Below are 23,601 nucleotides of genomic sequence, written 5' to 3' on the forward strand. Positions count from 1 at the left end.
TTTTTACCTACTTTCCACTGGTGTTGCATACCATTGTGCTTGAGCATGATACATCTGCGCATATTCTTTATTACGAGAAATCAGTTCATCATGCGTTCCAGACTCGACTAACTGACCATCCTTCATCACGATAATCCGATCTGCCATTTTAGCGGCAGCCATACGGTGTGAGACAAATAGGGTTGTTTTATTTTCGGTCAGTTTTCTTACGAGTTGGTATACAGAAAGCTCAGTCATGGGATCAAGAGCTGCTGTTGGCTCATCTAAAATCACAATATCACTATTTCGAAACAGAGCACGAGCCAAGGCAATTTTTTGCCATTGTCCTCCAGAAAGATCCGTTCCCTCTTGCAAATAGCGACTTAAATACGTTTGGTAGCCATCTGGAAGTTTGGAAACGATTTGATCCACTCCAGCTGTAGCGGCAATTTCTTGCATCCATTTTAAATCGTTCATTCGTTCGGTATCACCAAAACCAATATTATCTTGTAACGTATAGGCATATTTGATGAAATCCTGGAAGATCACGGTCATATTTTTGCGTAAATCATCAGGTTTGATCTGGCTAATACTGAGGCCATCGAAGAAAATGTCACCCTGTGATATGGGATACAACCCCATCACACATTTGACCAAGGTTGATTTACCCGAGCCATTTTCACCAACGATTGCGATTTTTTCACCAGGCCGTATGTGCAAGTGAATATCCCGTAGAACAGGATTTGTCGTATTCACGTAGGTAAATGACAATCCTTTTATAAAAATGCCCTGTTGTAGCGGTGCAGGAAAAAGAGCCGAGCCTTCGTCGCTTGCATCCTTTTCAGGGTGTTCATATTCGATGAACTGAAAAAAATCGTTTATATAGAGAATCTCTCCAAATATTTTGGCTAACTGGTTAGATAGCTGATTGGTCAATCCTTGTGTTCCCTGCACAGCTTGTCCGATTGCTACAAACTCCCCGATTTGCATAGAGGTGGTACGGATTAACCAGATGATAATTCCAGCTGTCCCAAAGTACAAAAGTGCGGTAAACCCATCTAGGCCGACCTCAGTTGCTTGTTGCTTTCGCAGCACCTTTAATGTTTCAGTGAACTGGTGGGTAATGGAGGTTGACCATCTTTTCAGTAACGTTTGACCTAAGCCAAATAGTCGAATTTCCTTGGCTGACTGCCGATCTTTCAATAAAAAACTGGTATATTGTATGTCGCGAATTAAGGGGGTTAAGCCGTATCTGAGCCAATAATTGATACTGCCAAACCGAATTTGAACAAAGAAGACGGGAATTGCCGCGATCAGACTTAAAATGACGAGGCTCCAGTGAACCGAAAGCAAAAAGAGCAAGAAACTGAAAATAGTAATACTGGCTCTAACGATCTCTAGAAGGATCGTGAGTGGTGATAAAAAGCGTGTGCCCACATTCAAGTGAACTCTCTCTAAATGATTGTAGAAATCGGGAATATCAAAATAGAAAAGCGGTACCGCTTCTACCTTTTGAAGTACAAGTGTTTGCGCCGCGATTTCCAAAACATTTTCAAGCTTTCCATTCAGGTATTGTTGGATATTAAGAAGCACAGATGTAGCCATCGCTATTAAAAATTGAAGTGAGAGTAAGAAAAAAGCATAACGATAATCACCCACTTGGAGTTGAATGATTTTCGCGACCTCATTGATCATTTCTTTGGATAGCCAAAGGGTGGCTACTGGTAGTAAACCAGTCATGATTGTTAAGCAAACTAAAAGTGTGAGAAGTAGCCGGGCATGTTCCCATAAGAAAGCGAACAGCTTGATAAATGATTGAACAATCATGAGGAACACCTTTTCTAGTTTTATTGGATGTTGTGAAGCTCTTGCTTCTCCTTGTGCTTCAAGATGTCTACTAGCTCACCAACTGAGCGCCCTACGTATCGAATGATCCCCTGTGAGTCAACAATAAACAGGCTTGGGAAGTTGATGATTTGTAATTCGCTCAAGGTTTTTTTGTCGACGGGAACCATAGTAATTTTTTCGCTAAAAGTGTCGATAAAGTGCTGATAGTCAGAATCATCCTGCTTAACTGCACATAAGAAAGGAAGGTTGGTTGTTTTTTTCTTGATATGGGTTAAGTATCTTTCTACTTCATGATGGCATGTATCACATGAGGGGGCAGCGAACATGACAATGGTTGGTGTTTGTGAAAAATGCGTGGGGAATATAAGTGACTCTTTGAGATTTACACCGATAAAATACTGGTTTAGAAGTGAAAATAAAGAATCTTCTACAGAAAAGAGAGTAATGATATTCCTGAACTTTCGGTATGAATAGAGTTGCATGCCGAATAAAGCAACTGCTACCGTTAGTGGAATGAGAACGTACACAGAAACCTCCCTCAAACTATAATTTGGTAACTATTTGAAAATAATATATCATTTGACAGTATGTGTTGCAATTCTTATAATTGAATCGAAAGTAAAAAATGTAAAAATATGGAGGTTATGACTATGTTAGATCAATTTTCAAAGTTAATTGGTGTCAAGAAAGAATCTACAATCAATATCGATCCTCCCTGCACCGTTAATGTGTTTTGTATTTTAGAAAAAGGGACAGCAAAACATAACTGGCAGAATCCTCTCAACTTTACCTGCTGCTAGGGAAAAGAATAATTTAGGGGATGAGTGTACCAGCATTACAAGAAAAATTTGCTAGGATGCTAAATCATCCGCTACAAACAAACCTTCAAAACCACTAGAAATGTGGAGCTGAAGGTTTGTTTTGCATTCACGAATTTTGCCGGCTCTTTTCGTTAATCGTTATTATTCCCACGGATTATCATAATGAAAGAAACCCCGAAAAAAATGGAGTTTCTCTACAGTCTTAGACCGACAATTCCGGTCTTTCGCTTTGTCATCTTTCACGGATTAGGAGTTGAAGCTGTCTAGTTCGGTTATGATACCGGAATGGAACAGACTTTTTCGAACACCCTGTGCATCATAGGTATAATGGGTATACACAAGCATTCGATTAAAATCAGCAACCTGGCTGACCGTGTAGACCTCTTCCAGCCAATACATAAAGTAAACGCAAGGAGCTATTTCTACGTAATTGAATGTATAGTAACCATTGAAGCCTTTATGCGGTCCAGCAATCCCTTCATCATGCCGATGAGTAGCGTCAAAGAAATGAATGATAAAAACATTGCCATCATCATAATCATAGCGAAAGGTCTTACCAGCGTATAAAGGGAGTCGATGACTGTATTTTACATATTGAAAATTTGAATAATGCATAGCATACTCCTCCTTTTGTATGCAATATATGTCAAACATAGGCGTATGCTCTGCGTAGAATGCAAAAAACAGCGGCCAGTCTAAGACGTTATTTTCAGGTCTTAGGTAGCCGCTGTTTTTTATGTAGGGTCAGTCTAACCACGAAAACTATTTTCCACCAAGGTTACGCAGGATCGCCATCAAATCGAGCTCACCCAGCCCTGATTCCAGTGCATGATGATAGGTCGCATTTACGGATTCAGCTAATGGGGAGAGACGCCTGCTTCATTCGCAAGGCGAAGGTCCTTGGCCATATGCTTCAGGGCAAAGGCAGCTGGATAGGCGTAGCGGCCTGATTTCCCATTCCTTGCTTCAAATGTTTGCAAGTTTCATATAATGCTCATAACCGGCATCTACACAAGCTGTTCATTTTTGCTTTTTCAGCTTTGTATTGTACCTATCCTTTTGATTAAAAAAAGTAATATCAGCATAGCCCGCAAATATTTTTCCGGAGTGTTTTACATCTTTTTCAATAAAGTACCTATCGCCTTTAGTATAAATATTTTTTACACCATTTATGGTTAATTCAATCTTGCCTTCAAGCACGATGCCCCATTGACTTTCGTGCGAATGTTCTGGCAAATCAATATCCTCATTAAATTGCATAAAAATTATTTGGTGATTCTCTCCTTGAGAAAGGTATGCTTGATAATTGGAAAAAGGCATATCTGCTTCTGGAAGGTTGCTAATCGGCTCTGGAAATAAATTTGACATATGTTATCCTCCTTGCAATCGCATTAAATTCGCATTATATAGATAATTCTTAGTTCAACCCAGCTCTACAATTTTCTGTTCCCTCTTAATACTCATTCTACCACATAAATCCAACCCTGTCATTTCCGTTTCATCCTTCGCTTGCCTTTAGGAATATTCAGATGCTTGGATTTTTTCAATATGTTAATCAATGTCTGAAATTCCTCTGGCGTCAGTTTTGTATAGTCTATTCCCAACTGGCGGCACATCACAACGACTTGCTGTATCGGCTGCGGGAAGATTTACACCGCCGAACTGGAAGCCCTTGCCTATCAGCAGATGGTAAAAAAGCTGGCAAGCTACAAGACACTGACGGGACGGAAAAAGGCGGCAAAGGGTAACCCGAAAATCACCGCCTTGCAAGTGGAGCTTGTCCGTGTGGACAGCGAAATTGAAAAGCTGGTGGACAGCCTTACCGGGGCAAACAATGTCCTGCTCTCCTATGTGAATGTGAAGATAGCGGAACTGGACAGCCACAAGCAATCTCTTGTCAAAGAGATTGCGGAATTGACGGTGGAAACCATCAGCCCGGAACAGGTACAGCAAATTTCCGGGTACTTGGACACATGGGAAACCGTCAGCTTTGACGATAAGCGGCGAGTGCTGGATTTGCTGGTTACTACTGTGGAAGCCACCAGCGACAAGATGAACATTACATGGAAAATCTGACGGGCAGTATACCTCCCGTCACACCGTTACCCTGTGTAGTCCCTTGTAAACTGTACTTTGTTGTTGGACAAGTATCTTCAAAGCAGCGTGCTTGGATTCTGTCATCGCAAACAACTCGTCAAATCCAGAAGGAAGCGTCTTGTCCAGAACACGCAAGCCTTCCTCGGTAATGCCACCTTTGGTAGCAACACGTTCGATCAGCTGGTCGAAGCTAAGCTGTTCGTTTTTGAGCAAAAGAGCGGTTCCCAGCATCGTTTCCACCAGCATGCTTCTCGCAGTATCCAAGTCAAGCTCTGGTGTTTTGCGAACGGCAGCCTGCGCGAACGAATCAAGAATCCCTGCGATCAGTCCTGGGGCGCTGCTGGTGAGGATCGTCGCTGTTTCGATCTCGACCTCGGATACTTCCTGTGATTGACTAATGGAAGACAGGAGAGTGAGAAGCTCATTGCGATCCTCTGTACTTGTTCGACTGTTGCATGTAAATAGAGATACACCATGCAGCTCTTGCGAAGTGACGGTAGGAATTACCTTGCTCACGGCATCTGCATGGAAGGTTTCCAAATCATCGATGCTAACACCTGCTGCTACAGAAACAATATGTACATTTTCAGGGATAGACAACTCACGCAGTATAGGCAGGATATCCAGTGGCTTTGTGCAGAGAAAGACAAGCTTTGCCTGGTCGCAAACCTCTTGCGCACTTTCAGTTATGAGAATGCCATGTGATGCTTGCAGATTTTCAGCCTTTTCTCTTGTTCGATTGAAGACGGTGATATGCTCGGGCTGGATCACACCGCTTTTACAGAGTGATTTCACCAGCATTTGACCCATACTGCCTAGTCCAATGATTCCAATTCGCATGTGCAAAACCTCCCGTCTTATTGTAACGTAGGCTCATGAAAAAAGGTACAGCCTCCCATGTGAGAGAGCTGTACCTTTGATGTTTCATCTAACAGATTAGTCGTCAGAGCTTCGGAAAATCATGATGTACTTCGCCAACTCCAGAACAGAGATCAGAGCGGCAGCTACGTACGTCAGAGCGGCTGCACCCAGTACTTTGCTTGCGCCACGTTCTTCTTCATTACGGATGAAGCCCATTCTGAGCATCAGGTCTTTCGCACGGCTACTTGCGTTAAACTCGACAGGCAGTGTGACGAGCTGGAAGGCAACTGCTCCGGAGAAGAAGATAATCCCGATCAGCAGGAGGCCAGCCATTTTAAAGAAGAAACCAGCCAACAGTAGCAATGGCGCCACACCGGACACCAGGTTGACTACTGGGAAAATACGATGACGAGCTACCAGCATCGGGTACGAGACCTTGTGCTGAATCGCATGGCCGACCTCGTGACATGCGACGGACAGAGAGGCAATCGAGTTACCGAAGTATACAGGATCAGACAGGCGTACGACACGGTCAGTCGGGTCGTAGTGGTCTGTCAATGTACCTGGGATGTGTTGAACAGGAACGTTCGTCAAGCCGTTGGCATCGAGCATGCGGCGGGCGGCCTCTGCACCGGTTAGACCGGAGGAGGTAGGAACTTCGGCGAATTTGTTAAAAGTTCCTTTCACACGGAACTGTGCCCAGAGCGACAGTCCGAATGCAATCAGAATCAGGAAATCCATAGGATGGAAAAACATTCCACACTCACTCCTCGTTGTAATCTATGAAAACGAATGTTGCTAAGCCATACATGTAACCTTACTACTACATTCTGTCCCATATTCATGTATACGAATAAGTCCTATGGCAGTTTCACTAATTTATTGTACATTCTCTGACCATTATTGACAATGTAGCTGCATGCCAAAAAAACAGACACATTCCTCGTCAGTATGATTGGGAATGTGTCTGTTTTGATACTTATCTGTCGTGATTTTGGGTTTTATGATGCTCGGTTTTTCGCGGGTTTTGAAAGCCCTTCACTTCGAGCATTTTACTGCTCATTTTGGAATCCAATGTCTTTTCAGGAGCCTGGGGATATGATTTTTCACCTTTGGACACCGAAATATCCTCCTCGAAAACATAATCGCGAACAGGCTTATTATTTCCACGGAAGGATGCGAAAGGACGTGGGAATGGTTTACAGCTGAGAAAAGGCGCGGTCTACAGCTGCGATGGTGAATTGAATGTCTTCTTCTGTATGAGCTGTCGTCACGAACCAAGCTTCATATTTAGATGGTGCCAGGCAAACACCTTCGTTCAGCATCAGCTGGAAGAAGCGAGCAAATACTTCTCCATTCGCTTTCTGAGCTGCATCATAATCATGAACAGGCTCGTCCGTAAAGTAAACAGCCAATGCCCCTTTTACACGATTGAGCTGGATGGTTACGCCGTGTTTGTTTGCCGCTTCGATAATTCCGTTCGCAAGCATGGCGCCCAGTCTTTCGAATTCATCGTAAACGCCCGGCTGCTTCAATACCTCCAGGCAGGCAATTCCCGCACGGATGGAAGCAGGGTTACCAGCCATTGTTCCTGCTTGATACGCAGGTCCGAGTGGCGCGACCTGCTCCATGATTTCCCGACGACCGCCATAAGCGCCGATTGGCAGACCACCGCCGATAATTTTGCCCAATGCAGTCAGATCAGGCTCGACTCCAAGGAGGTTTTGTGCTCCGCCATAGCAGAAGCGGAAGGCCGTGATCACTTCATCGTAGACGACAAGTGCGCCCGCTTCGTGCGTAATGCGGTTAACCTCTTCCAGGAATCCAGGCTCAGGCGTCACGATACCGAAGTTGCCGACAATCGGCTCAACGAGGACGCAAGCCGTTTCGCTGCCCCATTTACTCATAGCTTCTGCGAAAGCCTCGATATTATTAAAGGGTACCGTAATGACTTCGCTGGCAATGCTTTGTGGTATACCTGCACTGTCCGGAATCCCCAAGGTAGATGGCCCGGAGCCGGCAGCAACGAGGACCAGGTCAGAGTGGCCGTGGTAGCAGCCTGCGAATTTGATGATCTTGACACGCCCGGTATAGGCACGTGCGACACGAATGCAGGTCATGACTGCTTCTGTACCGGAGTTGTTGAAGCGAATGAGCTCCATCGAAGGAATTGCTTCGCGGATCATGTTTGCAAAGGTAATTTCCCATGGAGTAGGCGTACCGTAAAGGGTTCCGTTGGTGGCGGCTTCGCAAATCGCGTTGGTCACATGTGGATGTGCATGGCCAGTAATGATGGGGCCATATGCTGCTAAATAGTCAATATATCGATTGCCGTCCACGTCCCAGAAATACGCGCCCTGGGCACGTTCCATCGTTACGGGTGCTCCCCCACCTACAGCCTTGAAAGAGCGGGAAGGGCTGTTTACCCCGCCTAGAATGACGTCGAGTGCTTGCTCGTGCAGTTGCGCGGATCGTTCACGTTTCATGCATGTTCCCTCTTTTCTTTTGGAAAAAGTCCTTCATTATCTTACCACAGCAGTTCAACAACTGGATATAAACGGAGGGCTATAGATGAAGGAAAGGAAAAATGATACAATTTTCAAGCAAATCACTCCATGGGTAAAGGCGGGGTCATCATGAAACTTGAGTGCATCTCCATGAAAGGAAGCGGCAAAAGCAATGAGGACGCCTATGTGATTCAGCAGGTCAAGCATGTGTATGCGGTCATCGATGGCATTACGTCGCTGATCCCGTATGAGAACGAAGCAGGACAGACAGGCGGAGCTATCGCGGCTGAGCTTGTAAAAAAGCAGCTGGAAGCAATCCCTGAGGATGCAGTTTTGCACGATTATATGGAGATGATAAACGAAGCTCTCCGGGAGCAGATGGGGCAAAGCGGCATCGATCTTGAGAAAAAGGAAGCATTGTGGGGAGCGGCCTGTGCAGTCGTCCGTGTAAAAGATGCCCAAATCGAGTACGCACAGTTGGGAGATTGCATGATATTTGCCGTTTATGAGGATGACATGGTAAGACCCCTGACGCATACGCAAGTCAGCCATTTGGAACAGGCGGCCTTGGCGAAGTGGGAAGAAGGAATTAACGAAGGATTGTGTACCCGAACAGAGCTGTACGAACGATGTATGGACATCCTGATCCATAACCGCTATCAGGCGAATGGACCAGGGGGCTACGGTGTGTTGAATGGCGATGCTGCCTGTCGGGATTTTATTGAGTATGGACGCATGAATCGAGTTGGCGTGAAGGCGTTGGTGCTGGCAACGGACGGTCTGTTCATGCCGAGAGCTTTAGGTGGAGCACAGCCGGAGTGGGAAGAAACGGTGCTGCCGATCGTACATAAAGGGCTGCAACGTTATACAGACGAGCTCATTTCTCTAGAAAATAACGATCCCGAATGCATCCACTATATTCGCTTCAAAAAGTCTGACGACAAAACGGGCATGATCCTTTCTCTTCATTGACAGTTTGGTGCAGTTTGCCTTTTGCACAATTCGATTAGCTCATATACACTACAAATGGTATTTAAGCGAAGAAAAAAGGACGGTTTTCCATGATTCAAGTAAATCATTTACAAAAGGATTTCCGCATCCATCAGTCCAGACCGGGCCTTGGTGGTGCTTTTCGTGATTTGTTCAGTCGGGAGTACAAGACGGTAAAAGCGGTGGATGACCTTTCCTTTACAGTAGAGGAAGGGGAAATGTTCGCGCTGATTGGGGAAAATGGTGCTGGGAAATCGACCACGATCAAGATGCTGACTGGTATCTTAACTCCGAGCGATGGCGAAATCGTCATTAACGGCTTTGTGCCTTTCAAGCAGCGGGAAGAGTATGTTCGTTCCATCGGAGTAGTTTTCGGGCAGCGCTCTCAGCTTTGGTGGGACCTATCTCCACTAGAGTCCTTCCGCCTATTGAAAAGTGTTTATAAAGTTGACGAAGCAGAAGGAGAAAAGTGGCTGGAGCGTTTGATCGAGGAGCTGGAAATTTCTCCGTTTGTCAGTCAGCCAGTGCGCAAGCTGAGTCTTGGACAGCGGATGCGCTGTGAAGTGGCTGCTTCGTTGATTCATAAGCCACGCCTGCTGTTTCTCGATGAACCGACAGTTGGACTCGATGTGCTCGTTAAGCAAAAAATCCGTGAGTTTCTCCGCAATCTGAACGAGACGGAAAACATGACGATCTTGTTGACGACTCACGATGTGTCAGACATCGAAGCACTCTGTAAACGTGTGCTTGTCATGGACAAAGGGAAGCTGATCTTCGATGGCTTGCTGAATGACCTCAAGGAAAAATGGGGCAATGGCACTGAGGTGTCCTTCCAAATGAAAAAGCGCACTTCCGCAGCCGCACTTCGCCAGGCATTGGGAGAGATGCCTTGTGAGATCGAGCAAATCAATGATTTTACCCTCAATGTAAAAGTAGCGCGAAGTCAGGAAATGTTGCCCTTTGTTTTGTCGACGGTCATGTCATCGTTTGAAGTCAGTGACGTGAAAATCGAGGAGACGAGCACAGAGGATATCGTGCGCAACATTTATTCCTCAGACCAAGAGGTAGCCAGCCATGCGTAAGCTTTATATGGAACTTATCCGCATGAGGTTTTTGACGATGCTTGCCTATCGTGTGAACTATTACAGCGGGATCATTATCTACGCGATCAACATCGGTGCGTACTACTTTTTATGGGGAGCGATCTACGGAGGCCAGCAGCAGCTGGGCGGGCTAACGGTGGAACAGATGACTTCCTACGTTGCGATTGCTTGGATGTCGCGGGCGTTTTATTTTAACAACATCGATACAGAAATAGCCCAGGACGTCCGAGAAGGCAAGGTCGCGATCGAAATGATACGCCCCTATAATTACTTGACCGTGAAAACGGCGCAGGCGTTTGGGGAAGGGATCTTTCGCTTTCTCTTTTTCGCGGGTCCAGGAATCTTTCTTATCAGCCTGATCATTCCGTTCAGCTTCCCGGCTACAGCGACCGGATGGGGGCTTTATTTGCTCAGCTTGATGTGTGCGTTTTTGATCAATACACAAATCAATTTGGTGACAGGCTTGTTGACTTTCTTCCTGTTCCGAAACGATGGCATGATGCGAGCCAAGCGGGTCGTGGTGGATCTGTTGTCTGGTCTCGTGCTGCCGATCAGCTTTTTCCCCGGTTGGGCGCAAACGGTAATGGGCTATCTTCCATTCCAGGCGGTCAACTACTATCCGAGCCTGATCTTCACAGGTGCGATTTCAACGGAACGCTCTTGGGAATTGATCGGTTTTCAGTTCATCTGGATGTTTGTCATACTGGTCCCCATCTTGGTGATGTGGCGTCTTGCCCGCAACAAGCTGGTTGTGCAAGGAGGGTAGAGCATGCAAAACATGAGACATATTTTTAGTATTTTTGCCGACTACCTAAGCCAGTATTTCAAGACAAGACTTGCCTATCGAACGGATTTTCTCGGAGATTTTGTGTCCAATCTGGTTTCTGAGTTGATCAATCTCGTCTTTATTGTTGTTGTGTTCACCCATGTTCCGCTGATGGGGGATTGGACGCGTGACGAGATTATCTTTATCTACGGTTTCTTTTTGGTTCCATACGCATTGTTCTCGATGTTCTTCGGTTTTTGGGACTTCAATGAACGGTATATCATCCGTGGTGAGATGGATCGCATCCTGACGAGACCGATTCACAATCTGGCGCAGGTGTGCCTCGAGTCGATTGCGCCTGACCGCATTTTTGGCGTCATAACCGGAATCATCATTATGGGGTATGCTGCCATTCAACTCGATTTGTCGTTTTACTGGTACGACGTGTTCATCTTTATCGGGCTCTCGATCAGTGGGGCACTGATTTACGGTGGCGTGTATACTGCAATTGCTGCGGTTAGCTTCTTTTCCGACTCGCGAACAGGGATTGCCCCGATGATTTACAACATCCAGCAATATGGGCGCTATCCGGTAGATGTGTACAACAAGGCTATTCGCTTTGTGCTCACTTACGTGCTGCCGTTTGCCTTCGTGGGTGTTTATCCAGCGGCTTACTTTTTACGCAAGGAAGTCTGGTACACGTATGCCGCGATGACTCCGCTAGTAGCTGTCATCTTTTTCGGGATCGGGCTGTTAGTCTGGAACTGGGGAGTTACGAAGTATCGGGGAGCAGGTTCTTGATTATTTATAATTCGACCTCGCTGTGGTAATATTGGATGTAACGAGATCCACAAGCATAAAGTAAAAAAGACCGTTCCGGCGGCAACCGGAACGGTCGGTACAATAGGAGCTTCCCCCATAGGGGTGCGGCTCAAATCTGGGTGTGAAATAGACCGCTGAGGTGCGAACTCAAGGGCGGTCTATTTCTTTTTGGTCAAGGTAACAACTAAGCCGATTAAAGCGACCAGGAACAACCCAAACTGGAAAAGCAGTCCGAGTGTATCATTCGTTACCACAGGCCTCACCCCCTTTCAAATGGGGATGAGCCGCGACCACCCTTGAGGAGCCGATTCTATTGTACAAGCGAATGATAGCATGAAATGCTCTCTAGTTAGCAAGTGTCTTTTTTCATTCATTAATCACACTAACCACATCGGAAAAATAAACAAGAAGTGTCGAGCTGGCAGTTTCCTCTATTGTCAAATCAAAAAACAGCAGTATAATATGCTGTATACAACTACACATTCCTTCGGGGCAGGGTGAAATTCCCGACCGGCGGTGATCATGCTTTATGCATGTTAAGCCCGCGAGCCTCCCGAGCTGATAGGTAGCGACGGAGTGCAGGATCTGGTGTGATTCCAGAGCCGACAGTACAGTCTGGATGGGAGAAGGATGACGACAGTACGTTTATCACACGTGCTTGTTTGCCTGTGCAAACGGGATGAGAACGTAGAGGCCAGTCCTCTTGTTTCTTGTACCTTTTATTTGCGCATGGTTTGTCATACGCTTGCAAATGCCCTGTGGAACTTATAGCCACAGGGTTTATTCTGTTTGTGTAACAAGACGTGTGAGCTTACAACGACTGTTGCCATTCCTCAAGAAGGAGTAGAAAAATGAGGAGATGGTAAACATGAAAGAAACAGCGCTGCATTCTTCGCGCACACGTGCAACCCAAAAGCTGGTGACGATTCCCATGCTGGCGGCGGTTGCATTTATTCTGCAGTATCTCGAGGTTCCTGTTCCGATGATGCCTAGCTTTTTGAAGCTCGACTTCAGTACACTTCCGGCATTGATCGGGGGACTCATGTACGGACCTGTAGCCGGCGTTATTATCGAGGTACTGAAAAATACACTGCATATGCTCTTCAAAAATACAGACGGTCTGTTGATCGGTGAGCTCGCAAACGTCGTAGCAGGATCAAGCTTTATTTTTGCGGCTGTCTACATGCAGCGTCTTGGCCAAGGCAAAAAAGGCTTCCTGACTGGTCTGGCTCTGGGGACGATTTTGATGACGCTGGTCATGGCTGTAGCGAATGCTTATGTGCTGTTGCCTGCGTATGCTGTGCTTTATCAAATGCCGATTGAACAGCTCTTGTCCATGTTCAATGCGACAAGTATCTGGTCATTGGTTCTGTACGGAATCGTACCATTCAATCTTTTCAAAGGTGTTATGATTTCAGTGGTTGCATATCCGATCTACGTGAAGCTCGGCTCCAGAATCGCTGCGCGAACCAACAATTGACAACCACGATGTGACTCGCTAATATGTTTACTTAATAGAAAGTCACAAAAGGCTATGAAAGGACCCGCAGCTATACCCACGTGACAGAGAGTCGGCCCTAGTCTGGAAGGCTGATACGTAAAGGGTAACTGCACCCCATCCTGAAGCCGCTAGTGAAGAACTGAGCCGGATGCCCACCGTTATCGGGTTATTGAGAGGGCTATGGCGTATGCTGTAGTCAATCAGGGTGGTACCGCGGAAGTTAATCCTCCGTCCCTTTTTGGGATGGGGGATTTTTTGCATTTTACGTAAGAACAAAAAGGAGCGTAGACGGATGAAAGAGGACAAAGCGTTTGTAAAAGAAATTACACCGCAATCGGAGGATTTTTCGCGTTGGTACATTGATGCCATCAAAAAGGCGGATTTGATGGACTACACACCGGTACGCGGCTGCATCGTGTTCAAGCCGGATGGCTTCGAGCTATGGGAGCGAATTCAAGAGGCGATGAATAAGCGCTTCAAGGAGACAGGGCATCGCAATGCCTATTTCCCGATGCTGATCCCCGAGTCTTTCTTTCAAAAAGAAAAAGAGCATATCGAGGGCTTTAATCCCGAGCTGCCTTGGGTAACAGAGGCTGGGGGCGAGCCGCTAGAGGAAAAGCTCGCGCTACGTCCAACCTCCGAGACGATCATCGGACATATGTATAGCCAATGGATTCAGAGCTATCGCGACCTGCCTGTATTAATCAATCAGTGGGCAAACGTGTTTCGCTGGGAGAAGCGGACGATGCCGTTCTTGCGGACATCAGAATTTCTTTGGCAGGAAGGCCACACGGCACATGCGACAGAGGAGGAAGCTCGTCAGGAAACGATGCAAATGCTAGAGATTTACCGAGAGGTCGTCGAGCAGGAGCTGGCCATTCCGGTTTGGAAGGGACAAAAAACACCAAGTGAACGCTTTGCTGGTGCTGTCGACACGTATTCCATTGAAGCGATGATGAAGGATGGCAAAGCAGTGCAAGCGGGTACCTCGCACTATTTGGGCGATAAATTTGCGCGCGGCTTTGAAATCAAGTTTTTGGATCGTGACAATCAGTTCAAGTACGTTCACACCACATCATGGGGAACCTCTACGCGACTGATTGGTTCGATGATCATGGTGCATGGCGATGACCGCGGTCTCGTGTTGCCACCTCGCATGGCTCCGACACAAGTGATTATGATCCCAGTCGGTCCGATGAAGCTGCGCGAGAAAGTCATGGAGGCGTTTGATCCACTCTTTGACGAGATCAAGGCCGCGGGTGTGCGTGTCCGTGCTGATCTTCGCGAAGAAACGCCAGGCTGGAAGTTCAATGAATGGGAAATGCGCGGGGTTCCTCTGCGTCTAGAGATCGGTCCGCGTGACGTGGAAAATGGTCAAGTAATTTTGGCTCGACGTGATACAGGGGAGAAGGTGACGGTTTCACTTGAAGGTATCGCGCAAACAGTTGTTCAACTGTTAGAAGAGATTCAGCAAAATATGTTCCAAAAAGCACTAGCCTTCCGGGATGAGAACTCCCATTTGGGGATCGATACACTGGAGCAACTATCCGCTCATATTGCCAAAAATGAGAGCGAAAGCAAAACGAGTGGATGGGTGTTAGCCGGCTGGTGTGGAGATGATGGTTGTGAATCGAAGATCAAGGAAGAAACTAAGTTCACCTCCCGCAACATCCCGTTTGAGCCTCCTGTACAAAAGAAAGCCTGCATTTGCTGCGGCAAAGATTCACAGCATAGTGTCTGGTTCGGTAGGGCGTATTAATCAAACAAAGGGTGTGTCCACGCTTTGGCGGCAGGGCACACCCTTTTGTCATCTAGCGTCCGAGTATCCAATCAGTAAAAGCTCGAACATCCGTAAAGTGGTAGTCAGGCTCGGGAGCGAATTTTCCCGACTTTTGTGTAACCAAAAGCCAATCCACACCGACTGTTTGCAAACCAGCGGCACGACCAGCCAACACATCGGCATCACTGTCACCTACGAAAATGGTGTCCTCCGGTGTTGCGCCTAGTTGTTGCATAGCGGTAAAAACCCCCTCTGGGTGGGGCTTCGGATCGGTGACCTCATCCCCTGTGATTACGACGGAAAAATACTTGTCTAATCCCCATTCTCGGAGGGAGATATCAGCGCTTTTGCGGCCTTTTCCTGTCACGATCCCCATTTGGATACCGGCTGTGTGTAGTTCATCGAGCATGTTTCGGATATTTTCCGGGTTTTGTATACGGGAGTGTTCATCTGTGTATACACGATAAAAATGAGCGAGGGCGTTGTCATGCACATGGGAGGGCAGCTTGTTTTGCAAAATGCCTGTCTCTGTTGGGCCAAAGAGAGCTACAATCTGCTCGTCGGTATAATGCTCTTGTAAAAACTGCTGAAAGGTAGAGCGAAAAGCGGTGAAGATCAAGGGGAGAGTATCGGCAACTGTGCCGTCGAAATCAAACAAGATTGTCCGCATGGGAGTCCTCCTTTGATTAGAAAATAAAAGAAAACCATCGTATCTGATGGTTTTCTTGGTGACTTACTCATCCGAATCATCAAAAGGATCATCTGAATCATCTGTTGGGTCAGCTGGAGTCAATGGGAACAGGGTGTCGAAAAACTTGAATTTTCGACGGCCAGATTCCTTTTTGAACCCTTTGTACTTTTGCAACAGCTCAGAGATGTCTTCCACAAATTGATTACGTTCATCTTGACTCAAATAAAATTCAGTCAAATTATAAGCGAACGTATTTTTATACTCTTTCCTAACATCTTGGTCGCTTGCGACGAAGCGATTGAGAGTTCGCATGAGGTCCTTTTCCGTAGTACGAAACGGAGTAAACATGACATCACTTAATTGTTGAGCGTTTTCTTCGATCATCAATTGGAGCTTGACCTGAATGACCTTGGCAACAGGCTCATAATATTTCTCCACAATGGAGCCTTTTACCCGGGTATCCACTTGCTCGAGCAGTCCAACACGCACGAGCTCCTTTACATGGTAATGTAGCCGTGCAGCATTTTCGCCTAGTTCTGTAGCGATTTGTTTGGCCGTTCTGGGCTCCAAATCTTCAAAGAGTTCCAAAATTTTAACCCGTTCCGCTATAGCAAGCGATTTTAGCGCTTCTGGATCTGTTACTTCAAAAAACTCTTTCATGCGAATTCACCATCCAACTGACTAGGCCAAATTTTATTTTTTTTTATTCTATCCTTTTCTGGATCAAAGCGCAACTTGTATGCGGATGAAGTCACTACTAGATTGTGGTAAAATGGGACCAGCAAAAACAGGATATTATCGAGAGGAGGGAAAAGTTTGACGGCAGTAGGACAAGCTGCACCTGCATTTACTTTGCAGGCGAGCGACAATCAGACCCTCTCACTTTCCCAATTTCATGGTCAAAATGTAGTACTCTATTTTTATCCGAAGGACCAAACGCCGACATGTACCACAGAAGCATGTGATTTCCGTGACTTCCATTCGGGCTTTGCAGAGCTGAATACAGTTGTTCTCGGAATCAGTCCGGATTCTGTGAAATCGCATGATAAATTTATCGCGAAGCACGAATTACCTTTTCCACTTTTGGCCGATCCGGATCACCAAGTGGCTGAGGCTTATGGTGTGTGGGTGTTGAAGAAAATGTACGGACGAGAGTACATGGGTATAGAACGCACCACGTTCGTCATCGACAAAGAAGGCAACATCGCAAAGGTATGGCCAAAAGTAAAGGTCAAAGGACATGTGCAGGAAGTGCTTCAATTTATTAAGGAAGAGCTTCAATCCTAACGTTTATTTCGCAATGAGCGAATGGAGGAATACAAATGAGTGTATCCACGGAATATGTTGTACAAAGCTTTTGCCAATTGGCGAACATCCCAAGTCCATCCGGCAATACGGAAAAAGTAATGGCTTGGGTTGCACAAGAGTTAGAAAAGCTTGGCGTTTCTTATAAACGGACAAACAAAGGGGCAATTGTTGCAACAGTAGCGGGGGCCAATAACGAAAAGGCAAGACTCTTGACCGCTCACGTCGATACGCTGGGTGCGATGGTAAAGGAAATAAAGAGCAACGGGCGCTTGAAGCTGACCTTGATCGGTGGCTTTGCATTCAATGCGATTGAAGGAGAGCACTGCGTTGTAGAGACTAGCAGCGGCCGTCTTGTAACCGGTACCATTTTGTCCACCAAAGCTTCCGTGCATGTATACAGCTCAGAAGCGGGGAAAGCAGAGCGCAATGAGGCGAACATGGAAGTTCGACTGGATGAAAAGGTTACAAACAAAGAGCAAGTCCTTGCGCTTGGGATTTCCGTCGGAGATTTCGTCTCCTTTGATCCACGAGTGACTGTAACGGATAGCGGCTTTATCAAGTCCCGCCACATCGACGACAAAGCAAGCGTAGCTGTGCTGCTGGGGGTTCTCAAAGAACTGAGTGAATCCGGCTTGAAGCTGCCTTACACCACGCACTTTTTTATCAGCAATAATGAAGAGATCGGCTACGGTGGCAACTCCAGCATCCCTGACAACGTGGTGGAGTACCTGGCTGTTGACATGGGAGCGATTGGGGACGGTCAGACGACAGATGAGTATTGCGTGTCCATTTGTGCGAAGGATTCCACAGGACCTTACCACTACGGATTGCGCAGCCATCTGACCAAGCTCGCACAAGCGAACGGTCTTAACTATCAAGTGGATATTTATCCTTACTATGGTTCTGACGCAAGTGCTGCCCTGAGAGCCGGATATGACGTTGTCCATGGCTTGATTGGACCGGGAGTAGATGCTTCCCACTCCCATGAACGTACACATAAAGAAGCGCTCGACAACACGGCAAAGCTCGTGATGGCCTACCTTCAATCGAAAGAAATGCAAGCATAGGAGGACCAGATGAGCAATATGTATCAATGGGCTGACTACTATGATCTCACCCAACGTGGTGTTGCGGGTGATGTTGAGTTCTATCTGGATCAAGCCAAGCTGGCAGGCGGAAAAGTACTGGATCTCGCTTGCGGCACCGGAAGAATCAGCATTCCGATGGCGCAGGCGGGCATCGACGTTACCGGAATTGACCTATCCCAGGATATGCTGGCAAGGGCTCAGGTAAAAGCAGAGGAACAAGGTGTGACATCCCGCTTGAAGCTACTTCAAGGGGATATGCGCGCCTTTGATCTGCAGGAGTCATTTTCACTGATTATGATTCCTTTTCGGTCATTTTTGCACCTTTTGCATGTTCAAGAGCAAATGAAGGCATTGACGTGCATTCGCAAGCATCTGGCTCCAGGCGGGAAGTTCATCATGAACGTGTTTGTACCCAAGATCCATCATTTTTACGAGGAAAATGAAAAAATGTCCTTGCGTGGTACCTATCCACTCCCGTCAGGAGAAGAGGTTGCGATGTGGGATTACACCCGCTATGACCACTTTCAGCAACTGTCCGAAGTGACACGCATATACGAGCGTACGGATGCACAGGGAGTTGTGACGGAACGGGTGAGGGGCCGATTTACCCTCCGCTACATTTTCCCCGCGGAGCTCCATCATCTGCTTCGTTTAAACGGCTTGAAGGTCACACAACGATACGGTTCTTTTGCAAAGACTCCTTTTGATGCAAATAGCTCAGAATTGATTCTGGTCGCAGAGGCTTTGTAAACGGAACCTGTGGAGGGGATATGGAATGAAGATTTATACAAAGTCAGGGGATAAAGGTGAGACGTCACTGGTTGCAGGTGTCCGCGTGCCTAAGTTTGCGGACCGTGTAGAGGCCTACGGTACTTGCGATGAAGCCAACTCGCAGATTGGTTTGGCACTGGCTCTGTTGCCTGCGACAGAAGAATGGAAGGAATTGCAGGATGTGTTCCATGTCATTCAGACAAAGCTGTTCCATGTAGGAGCTGAGCTTGCGACGCCAGAAGGCAAGAAGGTCGGTTGGCCGATTGCAGAAGAGGACGTTACTTTTCTGGAAGAGCAAATTGACATGCTAGATGCTAAGTTGCCGCCGCTCACCAATTTTATTTTGCCTGGCGGACATCCAGCTGCGGCTGCCTTCCATGTTTCGCGGACGGTCGTCCGACGTGCAGAGCGCAAAGCTGTTCATGTGGCACAGCAGGATCAGGTAAACCCGTCCGTGGTCAAATACCTCAACCGACTGTCCGACTATCTGTTCATTGTGGCTCGTCATATTAATAAAGAGACAAGTGCAGTAGAAAAAACACTGCATGAATAGGCAAAAGCCCCCTGGGATCAAGCAGGGGGCTTCCGCTTTTTATTTGGTACGCAGGTAAGTGGTGATTCCCGGCAGAAAATCGATTTTCTCTGTGTGAAAAGTCTCGTAGAGAAGCTTTCCATCCTTACATGCGTTTCCTTCTAGCAGCATAGTGAGCTGCGTGTTGGTAATCGGGAAAAATGGAAATCTCTCCAACATATTTACTACAGGCTTCATGAGAGCGAGAGGGATGTGGATTTTATTGACCTTTCGCTTTCCAATGGCCTCGCCAATCGTATCGAGAATTTGTCCGTAGGAAAGCCGTTCGGGTCCACCTGTTTCGTAGGTTTGATTGGTTGATTCCGGTCTGCTCAAGGCTTGGACGAATACATCCGCCACCGTCTTGCGAGCGACTGGCTGCAAAGGATAGGAGCCATCACCAATGACTGGTGTGACAGGTAACCGCACCAGATCGGCGAGCATGTTCACGAATTCATCTCCAGGCCCAAAAATAACAGATGGACGGAAAATGACGTATGGAATACCGCTTGTTTGCACAAGCTGCTCTGCTTCGTATTTGGTTCGGTGATAGGCGCTCGTGGCGTTTTCACGTGCACCAAGAGCACTCATATGGACAATGCGCTTAATTCCAGCTTGCTTGGCGGCGTCCAGTACATTTTTTGTACCTTCTACATGGATACGAGAAAAGCTAATGCCTTTCCCCGGTTGTTCGCGAATAATTCCAACGAGGTGGATGATAGCATCGCAGCCTTGCATTGCTCTTATCAATGATTCTTTATCAAATAGATCGCCAGTTGCTTCCGTAACATGTGGATTTGCGGTTTCGGTAAAGGGAAGCTTACCTGTTGAACCAGCTCTGGTGAGGCAAACCGTCTCATATCCTTCTGCCTGCAAGCGCTCGAGTATACCCCGTCCAACAAAACCTGTGGCACCAGTCAGGAATACTTTCATGGAAAACCTCCTCCCGTTAAATACTTCCAGATTCATTGTACAACAGTTGCAGTCTGCGGTGCTATCGATCGCTGTGTTGACCAAGGCGGTATAATGTAGGGAAAAGGGGGATATATTTATGGCACAACGCAAAGTACCTGTGACCGACATTTTGGATAATTTGCAGCAGCTTTATCCGGATGCGCACTGTGAATTGAATTATACAACCCCGTTTGAACTTCTCATTGCGACCATTCTTTCGGCCCAATGTACAGATAAACGGGTGAATGAGATTACCGCACCCATGTTCCAGCAACTAAACCAGCCGGAGCATTACCTTCATTTGACACAGGCAGAAATGGAAGAGCATATAAAAGGGCTCGGGTTGTATAAGAATAAGAGTAAAAACATTTTAGAGACCTGTAGAATCTTGTACGAAAAATATGATAGCGAAGTTCCACAAACGCATGCCGAGCTCGAAGCATTGCCGGGAGTAGGGAGAAAGACTGCAAATGTCGTTTTGTCCAATGCATTCGGGATTCCTGCGATCGCGGTGGATACGCACGTATTCCGCGTAGGAAACCGGTTAGGCCTTGCGAATAGCGACAATGTGGACGAAGTGGGGCGTCAGCTCATGAAGCGCATTCCGAAAGAGAAGTGGACGGATGCGCATCATTGGCTAATCTGGCACGGCAGACGTGTATGTTCGTCGCGCAATCCACAGTGCGGTAGCTGTACACTTCAATCCATGTGTAAGTTTGCACAGGCTGAAGCCAAAAAAGCCAAAAAACCTGCAACCAAAAAGCCTGCAAAAGCAAAGTAAAAAACTGGATTTTCCACTTCTTTCTGTTCAAATCGAATGAATGGATATTGACAGTTTTCGCCGACTAGACGTACACTTATTTATAGTAATTCTAATCAATGACATTAGAGAAGCTTGTTCTTTTGTCTTTGCGAAAGACTGTGGGGTGTAACAAGATGGTACAACGTGTGGAGAAAGCTGTTGAAATCCTGAAGAATACCGGGGTTCGCATGACACCACAGCGCCATGCAATTTTGACCTATTTGCTGGAAACGATGACTCACCCGACGGCTGACGAAATATATAAAGCCCTTGAAGGCAAATTCCCGAATATGAGCGTTGCAACGATTTACAACAATCTACGAGTCTTTAAAGATGCTGGATTGGTTACAGAGCTCACTTACGGGGATGCGTCCAGCCGATTCGATGCCAATGTGGAAGAAGATCATTATCACGCGATCTGTACCACCTGTGGGGCAATCAGTGACTTCCACTTTCCGTATTTGCGGGATGCAGAAGTAGCTGCTTCCAAGGACATCGGCTTCAAAGTAACCGGACATCGTATGGAAGTTTATGGCGTTTGTGATTCCTGTCAAAAGAATCCCCACTAAGAATGTATTTGATGGATGAGCACCTCCTGCTTGAATCGGATAATTCCGGTGATGCAGGGGGTGTTTGTTTTTGGAGGACATAACCCTTTCTGTCGATATCTGTAACCTTTTGGCTTCTCGTACGTCTTCTTTTTGGTAGAAGCTTGTCCGTGAATTACCAGAATACAAAAGGTTGTGAATGTATTGAACCAACGCTATGATCGAAATAATGAGTCAAATCATACAGCCCAAGTCAGAAGACAGGCTTATGTACCGGGAAGCAGGTGGAGATTATGAGCAGGGGGTCAGGTAGAGCTCTGCGACCAAGACGAAGAAAAAGAAGGGCTTTTGGCAGGCTGTTTTTATTAAGCTTTTTCTTGTTGGCTATCTTTGGTAGCATTTACTGGTTTTTTGTACTCCGTGCCTCAACTGAGCATGTGCAGCCGTATGATGGTGATAAAAATGTGATTGTATACGAAGGCTCGCGGAAAGAGTCTACGTATTTATTGGAATCAGAGCAAATATTGTTGCCCTTTGATTTCATTAAAGAAAACATTGATCCAGCGATTTTTTGGGATGAACCTACACGTTCCGTTATCGTCACGACGAAGGATAAGGTGCTTCGGATGGAGAGCGGAGAAGTTGTCGCTTATCTGAACAAAAAACCTGTGGATTTACTCGTGCCGGTGAAAGAGGTCGACGGCACACGCTATGTCCCCTTAGATCCTTTGGAAAAGCTGTATCCGTATTCCTTTGAGCGAAAAGCAGATACGGGTGTCCTGGTCGTCGAAAAAGAGGGCTATGAAATTCAGCAAGCGAAAGTAATCGCAGCGGAGGAAAAACAAGCAGTCCGTACCGGTGCTTCTCACCGAACTCCGATTGTAGCAGAGCTGTCTGCGGGTGAGGTTGTCGACGTTCTTGGCAAAAAGGAAAACTGGTATCACGTTTTGACGGCTTCGGGAGTAGGTGGATTCATTTCAGAGAAAAGTATTGGAATGACAGATGTGCGCAAAGTCCAGCTGGAGCACACGACTACTACCGGACAACAACACACTGCTTGGAAGCCTGAGGGAAAGATCAACCTCGTATGGGAGCACGTCGTCAGTAAAAATCCGGATGTTTCAAAAATTGGTGCATTACCAGGAGTAAATGTAGTTTCACCTACTTGGTTTGAAATGAAGGATGCAGAAGGAAAACTATTGAACAGAGCCGATTCTGCGTACGTCAAATGGGCCCATAAGAGAGGCTACAAGGTTTGGGGGCTTGTTACAAACGGGTTTAATCCAGATTGGACCAAGTCCGTTCTCAGTAGCTATGACAAGCGAGATCAATTAATTGCCCAGCTTCTGTACTACGCTCATCTATACGATCTCGATGGCATCAACATCGATTTTGAAAACGTGTATTTAGAAGAGAAAGAAGAACTCGTGCAGTTTGTTCGCGAACTGACGCCGTATCTCCATCAGCAAGGACTGACCCTTACCATAGATGTGACGATCAAGTCAAACGCGAAGCAATGGTCCATGTTCCTGGATCGGAAAGCGTTGGCCGAAGTCGTCGATTATGTTGCAGTGATGACGTATGATGAGCATTGGGCAGCGAGTCCAAAAGCTGGTTCCGTCGCATCATTGCCATGGGTGGAGCGGGGCTTGCAAGGAGTGCTGGAAGAAGTCCCTAACGAAAAACTGTTGCTGGGTGTGCCGTTTTACACACGCTTATGGACGGAAGCGAAGCAGGCCGATGGAACCGTGAAGGTGAGTTCCAAAGCTTATTCCATGACGAAAGCGCAGGAA

At 46.7% G+C, this 23,601-nt stretch carries 27 protein-coding genes and 1 riboswitch (1 of these 28 cut by a window edge); of the genes, 15 read left to right on the forward strand and 12 right to left on the reverse strand.

Features of this window, described 5'->3' with window-relative positions; genetic code table 11:
* Positions 1–3: 3 nt before the first annotated feature.
* Together ACUUHJ_RS05835 and ACUUHJ_RS05840 are read right to left on the reverse strand one after the other, a co-directional pair.
* Positions 4–1,806, reverse strand: a complete 1,803-nt coding sequence (locus ACUUHJ_RS05835) for an ABC transporter ATP-binding protein (protein ID WP_472298446.1) — start codon at positions 1,804–1,806, stop codon at positions 4–6.
* Between the two features lie 20 nt (positions 1,807–1,826).
* A complete protein-coding gene (locus tag ACUUHJ_RS05840) occupies positions 1,827–2,354 on the reverse strand; it encodes a TlpA family protein disulfide reductase (protein WP_064203183.1) in 528 nt (175 codons plus the stop codon).
* Positions 2,355–2,477: 123 nt separating this feature from the next.
* On the opposite strand from ACUUHJ_RS05840, the gene ACUUHJ_RS05845 reads away from it, so the two are divergent.
* On the forward strand, positions 2,478–2,627 hold the full coding sequence (locus ACUUHJ_RS05845) for a hypothetical protein (RefSeq protein ID WP_289676409.1): 150 nt from the start codon (positions 2,478–2,480) through the stop codon (positions 2,625–2,627).
* A 267-nt stretch (positions 2,628–2,894) separates the two neighbouring features.
* On the opposite strand, the gene ACUUHJ_RS05850 is transcribed toward ACUUHJ_RS05845, so the two are convergent.
* Together ACUUHJ_RS05850 and ACUUHJ_RS05855 are read right to left on the reverse strand one after the other, a co-directional pair.
* Positions 2,895–3,263 (reverse strand): MoaF-related domain-containing protein, encoded by a 369-nt coding sequence (locus ACUUHJ_RS05850; protein ID WP_289676411.1) that lies wholly within the window; start codon positions 3,261–3,263, stop codon positions 2,895–2,897.
* Positions 3,264–3,668: 405 nt separating this feature from the next.
* Entirely contained in the window at positions 3,669–4,016 is a 348-nt protein-coding gene (locus ACUUHJ_RS05855) for a cupin domain-containing protein (RefSeq protein WP_012684775.1), read from the reverse strand.
* Positions 4,017–4,334: 318 nt separating this feature from the next.
* Between ACUUHJ_RS05855 and ACUUHJ_RS05860 the strand changes: the two genes are divergently transcribed.
* Positions 4,335–4,724, forward strand: coding sequence for a hypothetical protein (locus ACUUHJ_RS05860; RefSeq protein ID WP_012684777.1), 390 nt, complete (start codon positions 4,335–4,337; stop codon positions 4,722–4,724).
* Positions 4,725–4,742: 18 nt separating this feature from the next.
* Here the strand turns inward: ACUUHJ_RS05860 and ACUUHJ_RS05865 are convergent, their stop codons facing one another.
* From ACUUHJ_RS05865 to ACUUHJ_RS05880, 4 genes are all read right to left on the reverse strand, one after another.
* Entirely contained in the window at positions 4,743–5,585 is an 843-nt protein-coding gene (locus tag ACUUHJ_RS05865; protein WP_472298447.1) for a pyrroline-5-carboxylate reductase family protein, read from the reverse strand.
* 96 nt (positions 5,586–5,681) lie between these two features.
* Positions 5,682–6,362 (reverse strand): zinc metallopeptidase, encoded by a 681-nt coding sequence (locus tag ACUUHJ_RS05870; RefSeq protein ID WP_188067252.1) that lies wholly within the window; start codon positions 6,360–6,362, stop codon positions 5,682–5,684.
* Positions 6,363–6,585: 223 nt separating this feature from the next.
* Positions 6,586–6,726, reverse strand: coding sequence for a hypothetical protein (locus ACUUHJ_RS05875; protein ID WP_162837772.1), 141 nt, complete (start codon positions 6,724–6,726; stop codon positions 6,586–6,588).
* A 79-nt stretch (positions 6,727–6,805) separates the two neighbouring features.
* Positions 6,806–8,092, reverse strand: a complete 1,287-nt coding sequence (locus ACUUHJ_RS05880) for a glutamate-1-semialdehyde 2,1-aminomutase (RefSeq protein ID WP_472298448.1) — start codon at positions 8,090–8,092, stop codon at positions 6,806–6,808.
* Between the two features lie 150 nt (positions 8,093–8,242).
* Between ACUUHJ_RS05880 and ACUUHJ_RS05885 the strand changes: the two genes are divergently transcribed.
* From ACUUHJ_RS05885 to ACUUHJ_RS05900, 4 genes are all read left to right on the forward strand, one after another.
* The gene (locus tag ACUUHJ_RS05885; RefSeq protein WP_472298449.1) at positions 8,243–9,085 is read left to right on the forward strand and encodes a protein phosphatase 2C domain-containing protein; all 843 of its coding nucleotides are present in this window, start codon (positions 8,243–8,245) and stop codon (positions 9,083–9,085) included.
* 89 nt (positions 9,086–9,174) lie between these two features.
* On the forward strand, positions 9,175–10,185 hold the full coding sequence (locus ACUUHJ_RS05890) for an ABC transporter ATP-binding protein (RefSeq protein ID WP_289676416.1): 1,011 nt from the start codon (positions 9,175–9,177) through the stop codon (positions 10,183–10,185).
* Entirely contained in the window at positions 10,178–10,972 is a 795-nt protein-coding gene (locus ACUUHJ_RS05895; protein ID WP_289676418.1) for an ABC transporter permease, read from the forward strand. The genes ACUUHJ_RS05890 and ACUUHJ_RS05895 overlap by 8 nt, the downstream gene beginning before the upstream one ends.
* A 3-nt stretch (positions 10,973–10,975) precedes the next feature.
* Positions 10,976–11,773, forward strand: a complete 798-nt coding sequence (locus ACUUHJ_RS05900; protein ID WP_436406349.1) for an ABC transporter permease — start codon at positions 10,976–10,978, stop codon at positions 11,771–11,773.
* Positions 11,774–11,952: 179 nt separating this feature from the next.
* Here ACUUHJ_RS05900 and ACUUHJ_RS05905 read toward each other — a convergent pair whose 3' ends face one another.
* Positions 11,953–12,048, reverse strand: a complete 96-nt coding sequence (locus ACUUHJ_RS05905) for a putative holin-like toxin (protein WP_289676419.1) — start codon at positions 12,046–12,048, stop codon at positions 11,953–11,955.
* 225 nt (positions 12,049–12,273) lie between these two features.
* Positions 12,274–12,429, forward strand: a riboswitch (FMN riboswitch).
* Between the two features lie 233 nt (positions 12,430–12,662).
* On the opposite strand from ACUUHJ_RS05905, the gene ACUUHJ_RS05910 reads away from it, so the two are divergent.
* A complete protein-coding gene (locus ACUUHJ_RS05910; RefSeq protein ID WP_289676420.1) occupies positions 12,663–13,274 on the forward strand; it encodes an ECF transporter S component in 612 nt (203 codons plus the stop codon).
* 313 nt (positions 13,275–13,587) lie between these two features.
* On the forward strand, positions 13,588–15,054 hold the full coding sequence (gene proS / locus ACUUHJ_RS05915; protein ID WP_472298450.1) for a proline--tRNA ligase: 1,467 nt from the start codon (positions 13,588–13,590) through the stop codon (positions 15,052–15,054).
* A 52-nt stretch (positions 15,055–15,106) separates the two neighbouring features.
* On the opposite strand, the gene ACUUHJ_RS05920 is transcribed toward proS, so the two are convergent.
* Together ACUUHJ_RS05920 and ACUUHJ_RS05925 are read right to left on the reverse strand one after the other, a co-directional pair.
* Positions 15,107–15,745, reverse strand: coding sequence for an HAD family hydrolase (locus ACUUHJ_RS05920; protein ID WP_472298451.1), 639 nt, complete (start codon positions 15,743–15,745; stop codon positions 15,107–15,109).
* Between the two features lie 63 nt (positions 15,746–15,808).
* Positions 15,809–16,426 carry a winged helix-turn-helix domain-containing protein gene (locus ACUUHJ_RS05925; protein WP_289676424.1) on the reverse strand — a complete coding sequence of 206 codons (618 nt, stop codon included), beginning with the start codon at positions 16,424–16,426 and terminating at the stop codon, positions 15,809–15,811.
* A gap of 156 nt (positions 16,427–16,582) precedes the next feature.
* On the opposite strand from ACUUHJ_RS05925, the gene bcp reads away from it, so the two are divergent.
* The 4 genes from bcp to ACUUHJ_RS05945 are packed head-to-tail and all read left to right on the forward strand — an operon-like array spanning position 16,583 to position 19,486.
* Positions 16,583–17,053, forward strand: a complete 471-nt coding sequence (bcp, locus tag ACUUHJ_RS05930) for a thioredoxin-dependent thiol peroxidase (RefSeq protein ID WP_048031450.1) — start codon at positions 16,583–16,585, stop codon at positions 17,051–17,053.
* A 35-nt stretch (positions 17,054–17,088) separates the two neighbouring features.
* Positions 17,089–18,141 (forward strand): M42 family metallopeptidase, encoded by a 1,053-nt coding sequence (locus ACUUHJ_RS05935; RefSeq protein ID WP_173607259.1) that lies wholly within the window; start codon positions 17,089–17,091, stop codon positions 18,139–18,141.
* Positions 18,142–18,150: 9 nt separating this feature from the next.
* On the forward strand, positions 18,151–18,912 hold the full coding sequence (locus ACUUHJ_RS05940; RefSeq protein ID WP_289676426.1) for a class I SAM-dependent methyltransferase: 762 nt from the start codon (positions 18,151–18,153) through the stop codon (positions 18,910–18,912).
* Between the two features lie 25 nt (positions 18,913–18,937).
* Positions 18,938–19,486: a cob(I)yrinic acid a,c-diamide adenosyltransferase gene (locus tag ACUUHJ_RS05945; RefSeq protein WP_472298452.1), complete on the forward strand. Its 549-nt coding sequence runs from the start codon at positions 18,938–18,940 to the stop codon at positions 19,484–19,486.
* A gap of 39 nt (positions 19,487–19,525) precedes the next feature.
* Here the strand turns inward: ACUUHJ_RS05945 and ACUUHJ_RS05950 are convergent, their stop codons facing one another.
* Entirely contained in the window at positions 19,526–20,437 is a 912-nt protein-coding gene (locus ACUUHJ_RS05950; protein ID WP_289676428.1) for a complex I NDUFA9 subunit family protein, read from the reverse strand.
* Positions 20,438–20,555: 118 nt separating this feature from the next.
* Here ACUUHJ_RS05950 and nth point away from each other — a divergent pair, with 118 nt between their 5' ends.
* The 3 genes from nth to ACUUHJ_RS05965 form a co-directional block, all read left to right on the forward strand.
* Positions 20,556–21,239, forward strand: a complete 684-nt coding sequence (gene nth, locus ACUUHJ_RS05955) for an endonuclease III (RefSeq protein ID WP_472298453.1) — start codon at positions 20,556–20,558, stop codon at positions 21,237–21,239.
* A 155-nt stretch (positions 21,240–21,394) separates the two neighbouring features.
* A complete protein-coding gene (gene perR / locus ACUUHJ_RS05960) occupies positions 21,395–21,829 on the forward strand; it encodes a peroxide-responsive transcriptional repressor PerR (protein WP_012684796.1) in 435 nt (144 codons plus the stop codon).
* 272 nt (positions 21,830–22,101) lie between these two features.
* Positions 22,102–23,601: the 5' portion of a glycosyl hydrolase family 18 protein gene (locus ACUUHJ_RS05965; protein WP_472298454.1), read on the forward strand. 234 nt of this gene lie beyond the right edge of the window; 1,500 of the gene's 1,734 nt are visible here — the first part of the coding sequence; its start codon is at positions 22,102–22,104; its stop codon lies beyond the right edge, outside the window.

It is taken from the genome of Brevibacillus schisleri (assembly GCF_055685845.1).

What these genes read in the sequence shown, in the direction of transcription:
- ACUUHJ_RS05860 (WP_012684777.1), top strand. Translation starts at nt 4,335, where the DNA reads ATGGTAAAAAAGCTGGCAAGCTACAAGACACTGACGGGACGGAAAAAG.
- proS (WP_472298450.1), top strand. Translation starts at nt 13,588, where the DNA reads ATGAAAGAGGACAAAGCGTTTGTAAAAGAAATTACACCGCAATCGGAG.
- nth (WP_472298453.1), top strand. Translation starts at nt 20,556, where the DNA reads ATGGCACAACGCAAAGTACCTGTGACCGACATTTTGGATAATTTGCAG.
- ACUUHJ_RS05870 (WP_188067252.1), bottom strand. Translation starts at nt 6,362, where the DNA reads ATGTTTTTCCATCCTATGGATTTCCTGATTCTGATTGCATTCGGACTG.
- ACUUHJ_RS05910 (WP_289676420.1), top strand. Translation starts at nt 12,663, where the DNA reads ATGAAAGAAACAGCGCTGCATTCTTCGCGCACACGTGCAACCCAAAAG.
- ACUUHJ_RS05845 (WP_289676409.1), top strand. Translation starts at nt 2,478, where the DNA reads ATGTTAGATCAATTTTCAAAGTTAATTGGTGTCAAGAAAGAATCTACA.
- ACUUHJ_RS05890 (WP_289676416.1), top strand. Translation starts at nt 9,175, where the DNA reads ATGATTCAAGTAAATCATTTACAAAAGGATTTCCGCATCCATCAGTCC.
- ACUUHJ_RS05895 (WP_289676418.1), top strand. Translation starts at nt 10,178, where the DNA reads ATGCGTAAGCTTTATATGGAACTTATCCGCATGAGGTTTTTGACGATG.
- ACUUHJ_RS05855 (WP_012684775.1), bottom strand. Translation starts at nt 4,016, where the DNA reads ATGTCAAATTTATTTCCAGAGCCGATTAGCAACCTTCCAGAAGCAGAT.
- ACUUHJ_RS05865 (WP_472298447.1), bottom strand. Translation starts at nt 5,585, where the DNA reads ATGCGAATTGGAATCATTGGACTAGGCAGTATGGGTCAAATGCTGGTG.
- ACUUHJ_RS05835 (WP_472298446.1), bottom strand. Translation starts at nt 1,806, where the DNA reads ATGATTGTTCAATCATTTATCAAGCTGTTCGCTTTCTTATGGGAACAT.
- ACUUHJ_RS05900 (WP_436406349.1), top strand. Translation starts at nt 10,976, where the DNA reads ATGCAAAACATGAGACATATTTTTAGTATTTTTGCCGACTACCTAAGC.
- ACUUHJ_RS05940 (WP_289676426.1), top strand. Translation starts at nt 18,151, where the DNA reads ATGAGCAATATGTATCAATGGGCTGACTACTATGATCTCACCCAACGT.
- ACUUHJ_RS05935 (WP_173607259.1), top strand. Translation starts at nt 17,089, where the DNA reads ATGAGTGTATCCACGGAATATGTTGTACAAAGCTTTTGCCAATTGGCG.
- ACUUHJ_RS05920 (WP_472298451.1), bottom strand. Translation starts at nt 15,745, where the DNA reads ATGCGGACAATCTTGTTTGATTTCGACGGCACAGTTGCCGATACTCTC.
- ACUUHJ_RS05925 (WP_289676424.1), bottom strand. Translation starts at nt 16,426, where the DNA reads ATGAAAGAGTTTTTTGAAGTAACAGATCCAGAAGCGCTAAAATCGCTT.
- ACUUHJ_RS05950 (WP_289676428.1), bottom strand. Translation starts at nt 20,437, where the DNA reads ATGAAAGTATTCCTGACTGGTGCCACAGGTTTTGTTGGACGGGGTATA.
- ACUUHJ_RS05850 (WP_289676411.1), bottom strand. Translation starts at nt 3,263, where the DNA reads ATGCATTATTCAAATTTTCAATATGTAAAATACAGTCATCGACTCCCT.
- perR (WP_012684796.1), top strand. Translation starts at nt 21,395, where the DNA reads ATGGTACAACGTGTGGAGAAAGCTGTTGAAATCCTGAAGAATACCGGG.
- ACUUHJ_RS05880 (WP_472298448.1), bottom strand. Translation starts at nt 8,092, where the DNA reads ATGAAACGTGAACGATCCGCGCAACTGCACGAGCAAGCACTCGACGTC.
- ACUUHJ_RS05885 (WP_472298449.1), top strand. Translation starts at nt 8,243, where the DNA reads ATGAAACTTGAGTGCATCTCCATGAAAGGAAGCGGCAAAAGCAATGAG.
- ACUUHJ_RS05945 (WP_472298452.1), top strand. Translation starts at nt 18,938, where the DNA reads ATGAAGATTTATACAAAGTCAGGGGATAAAGGTGAGACGTCACTGGTT.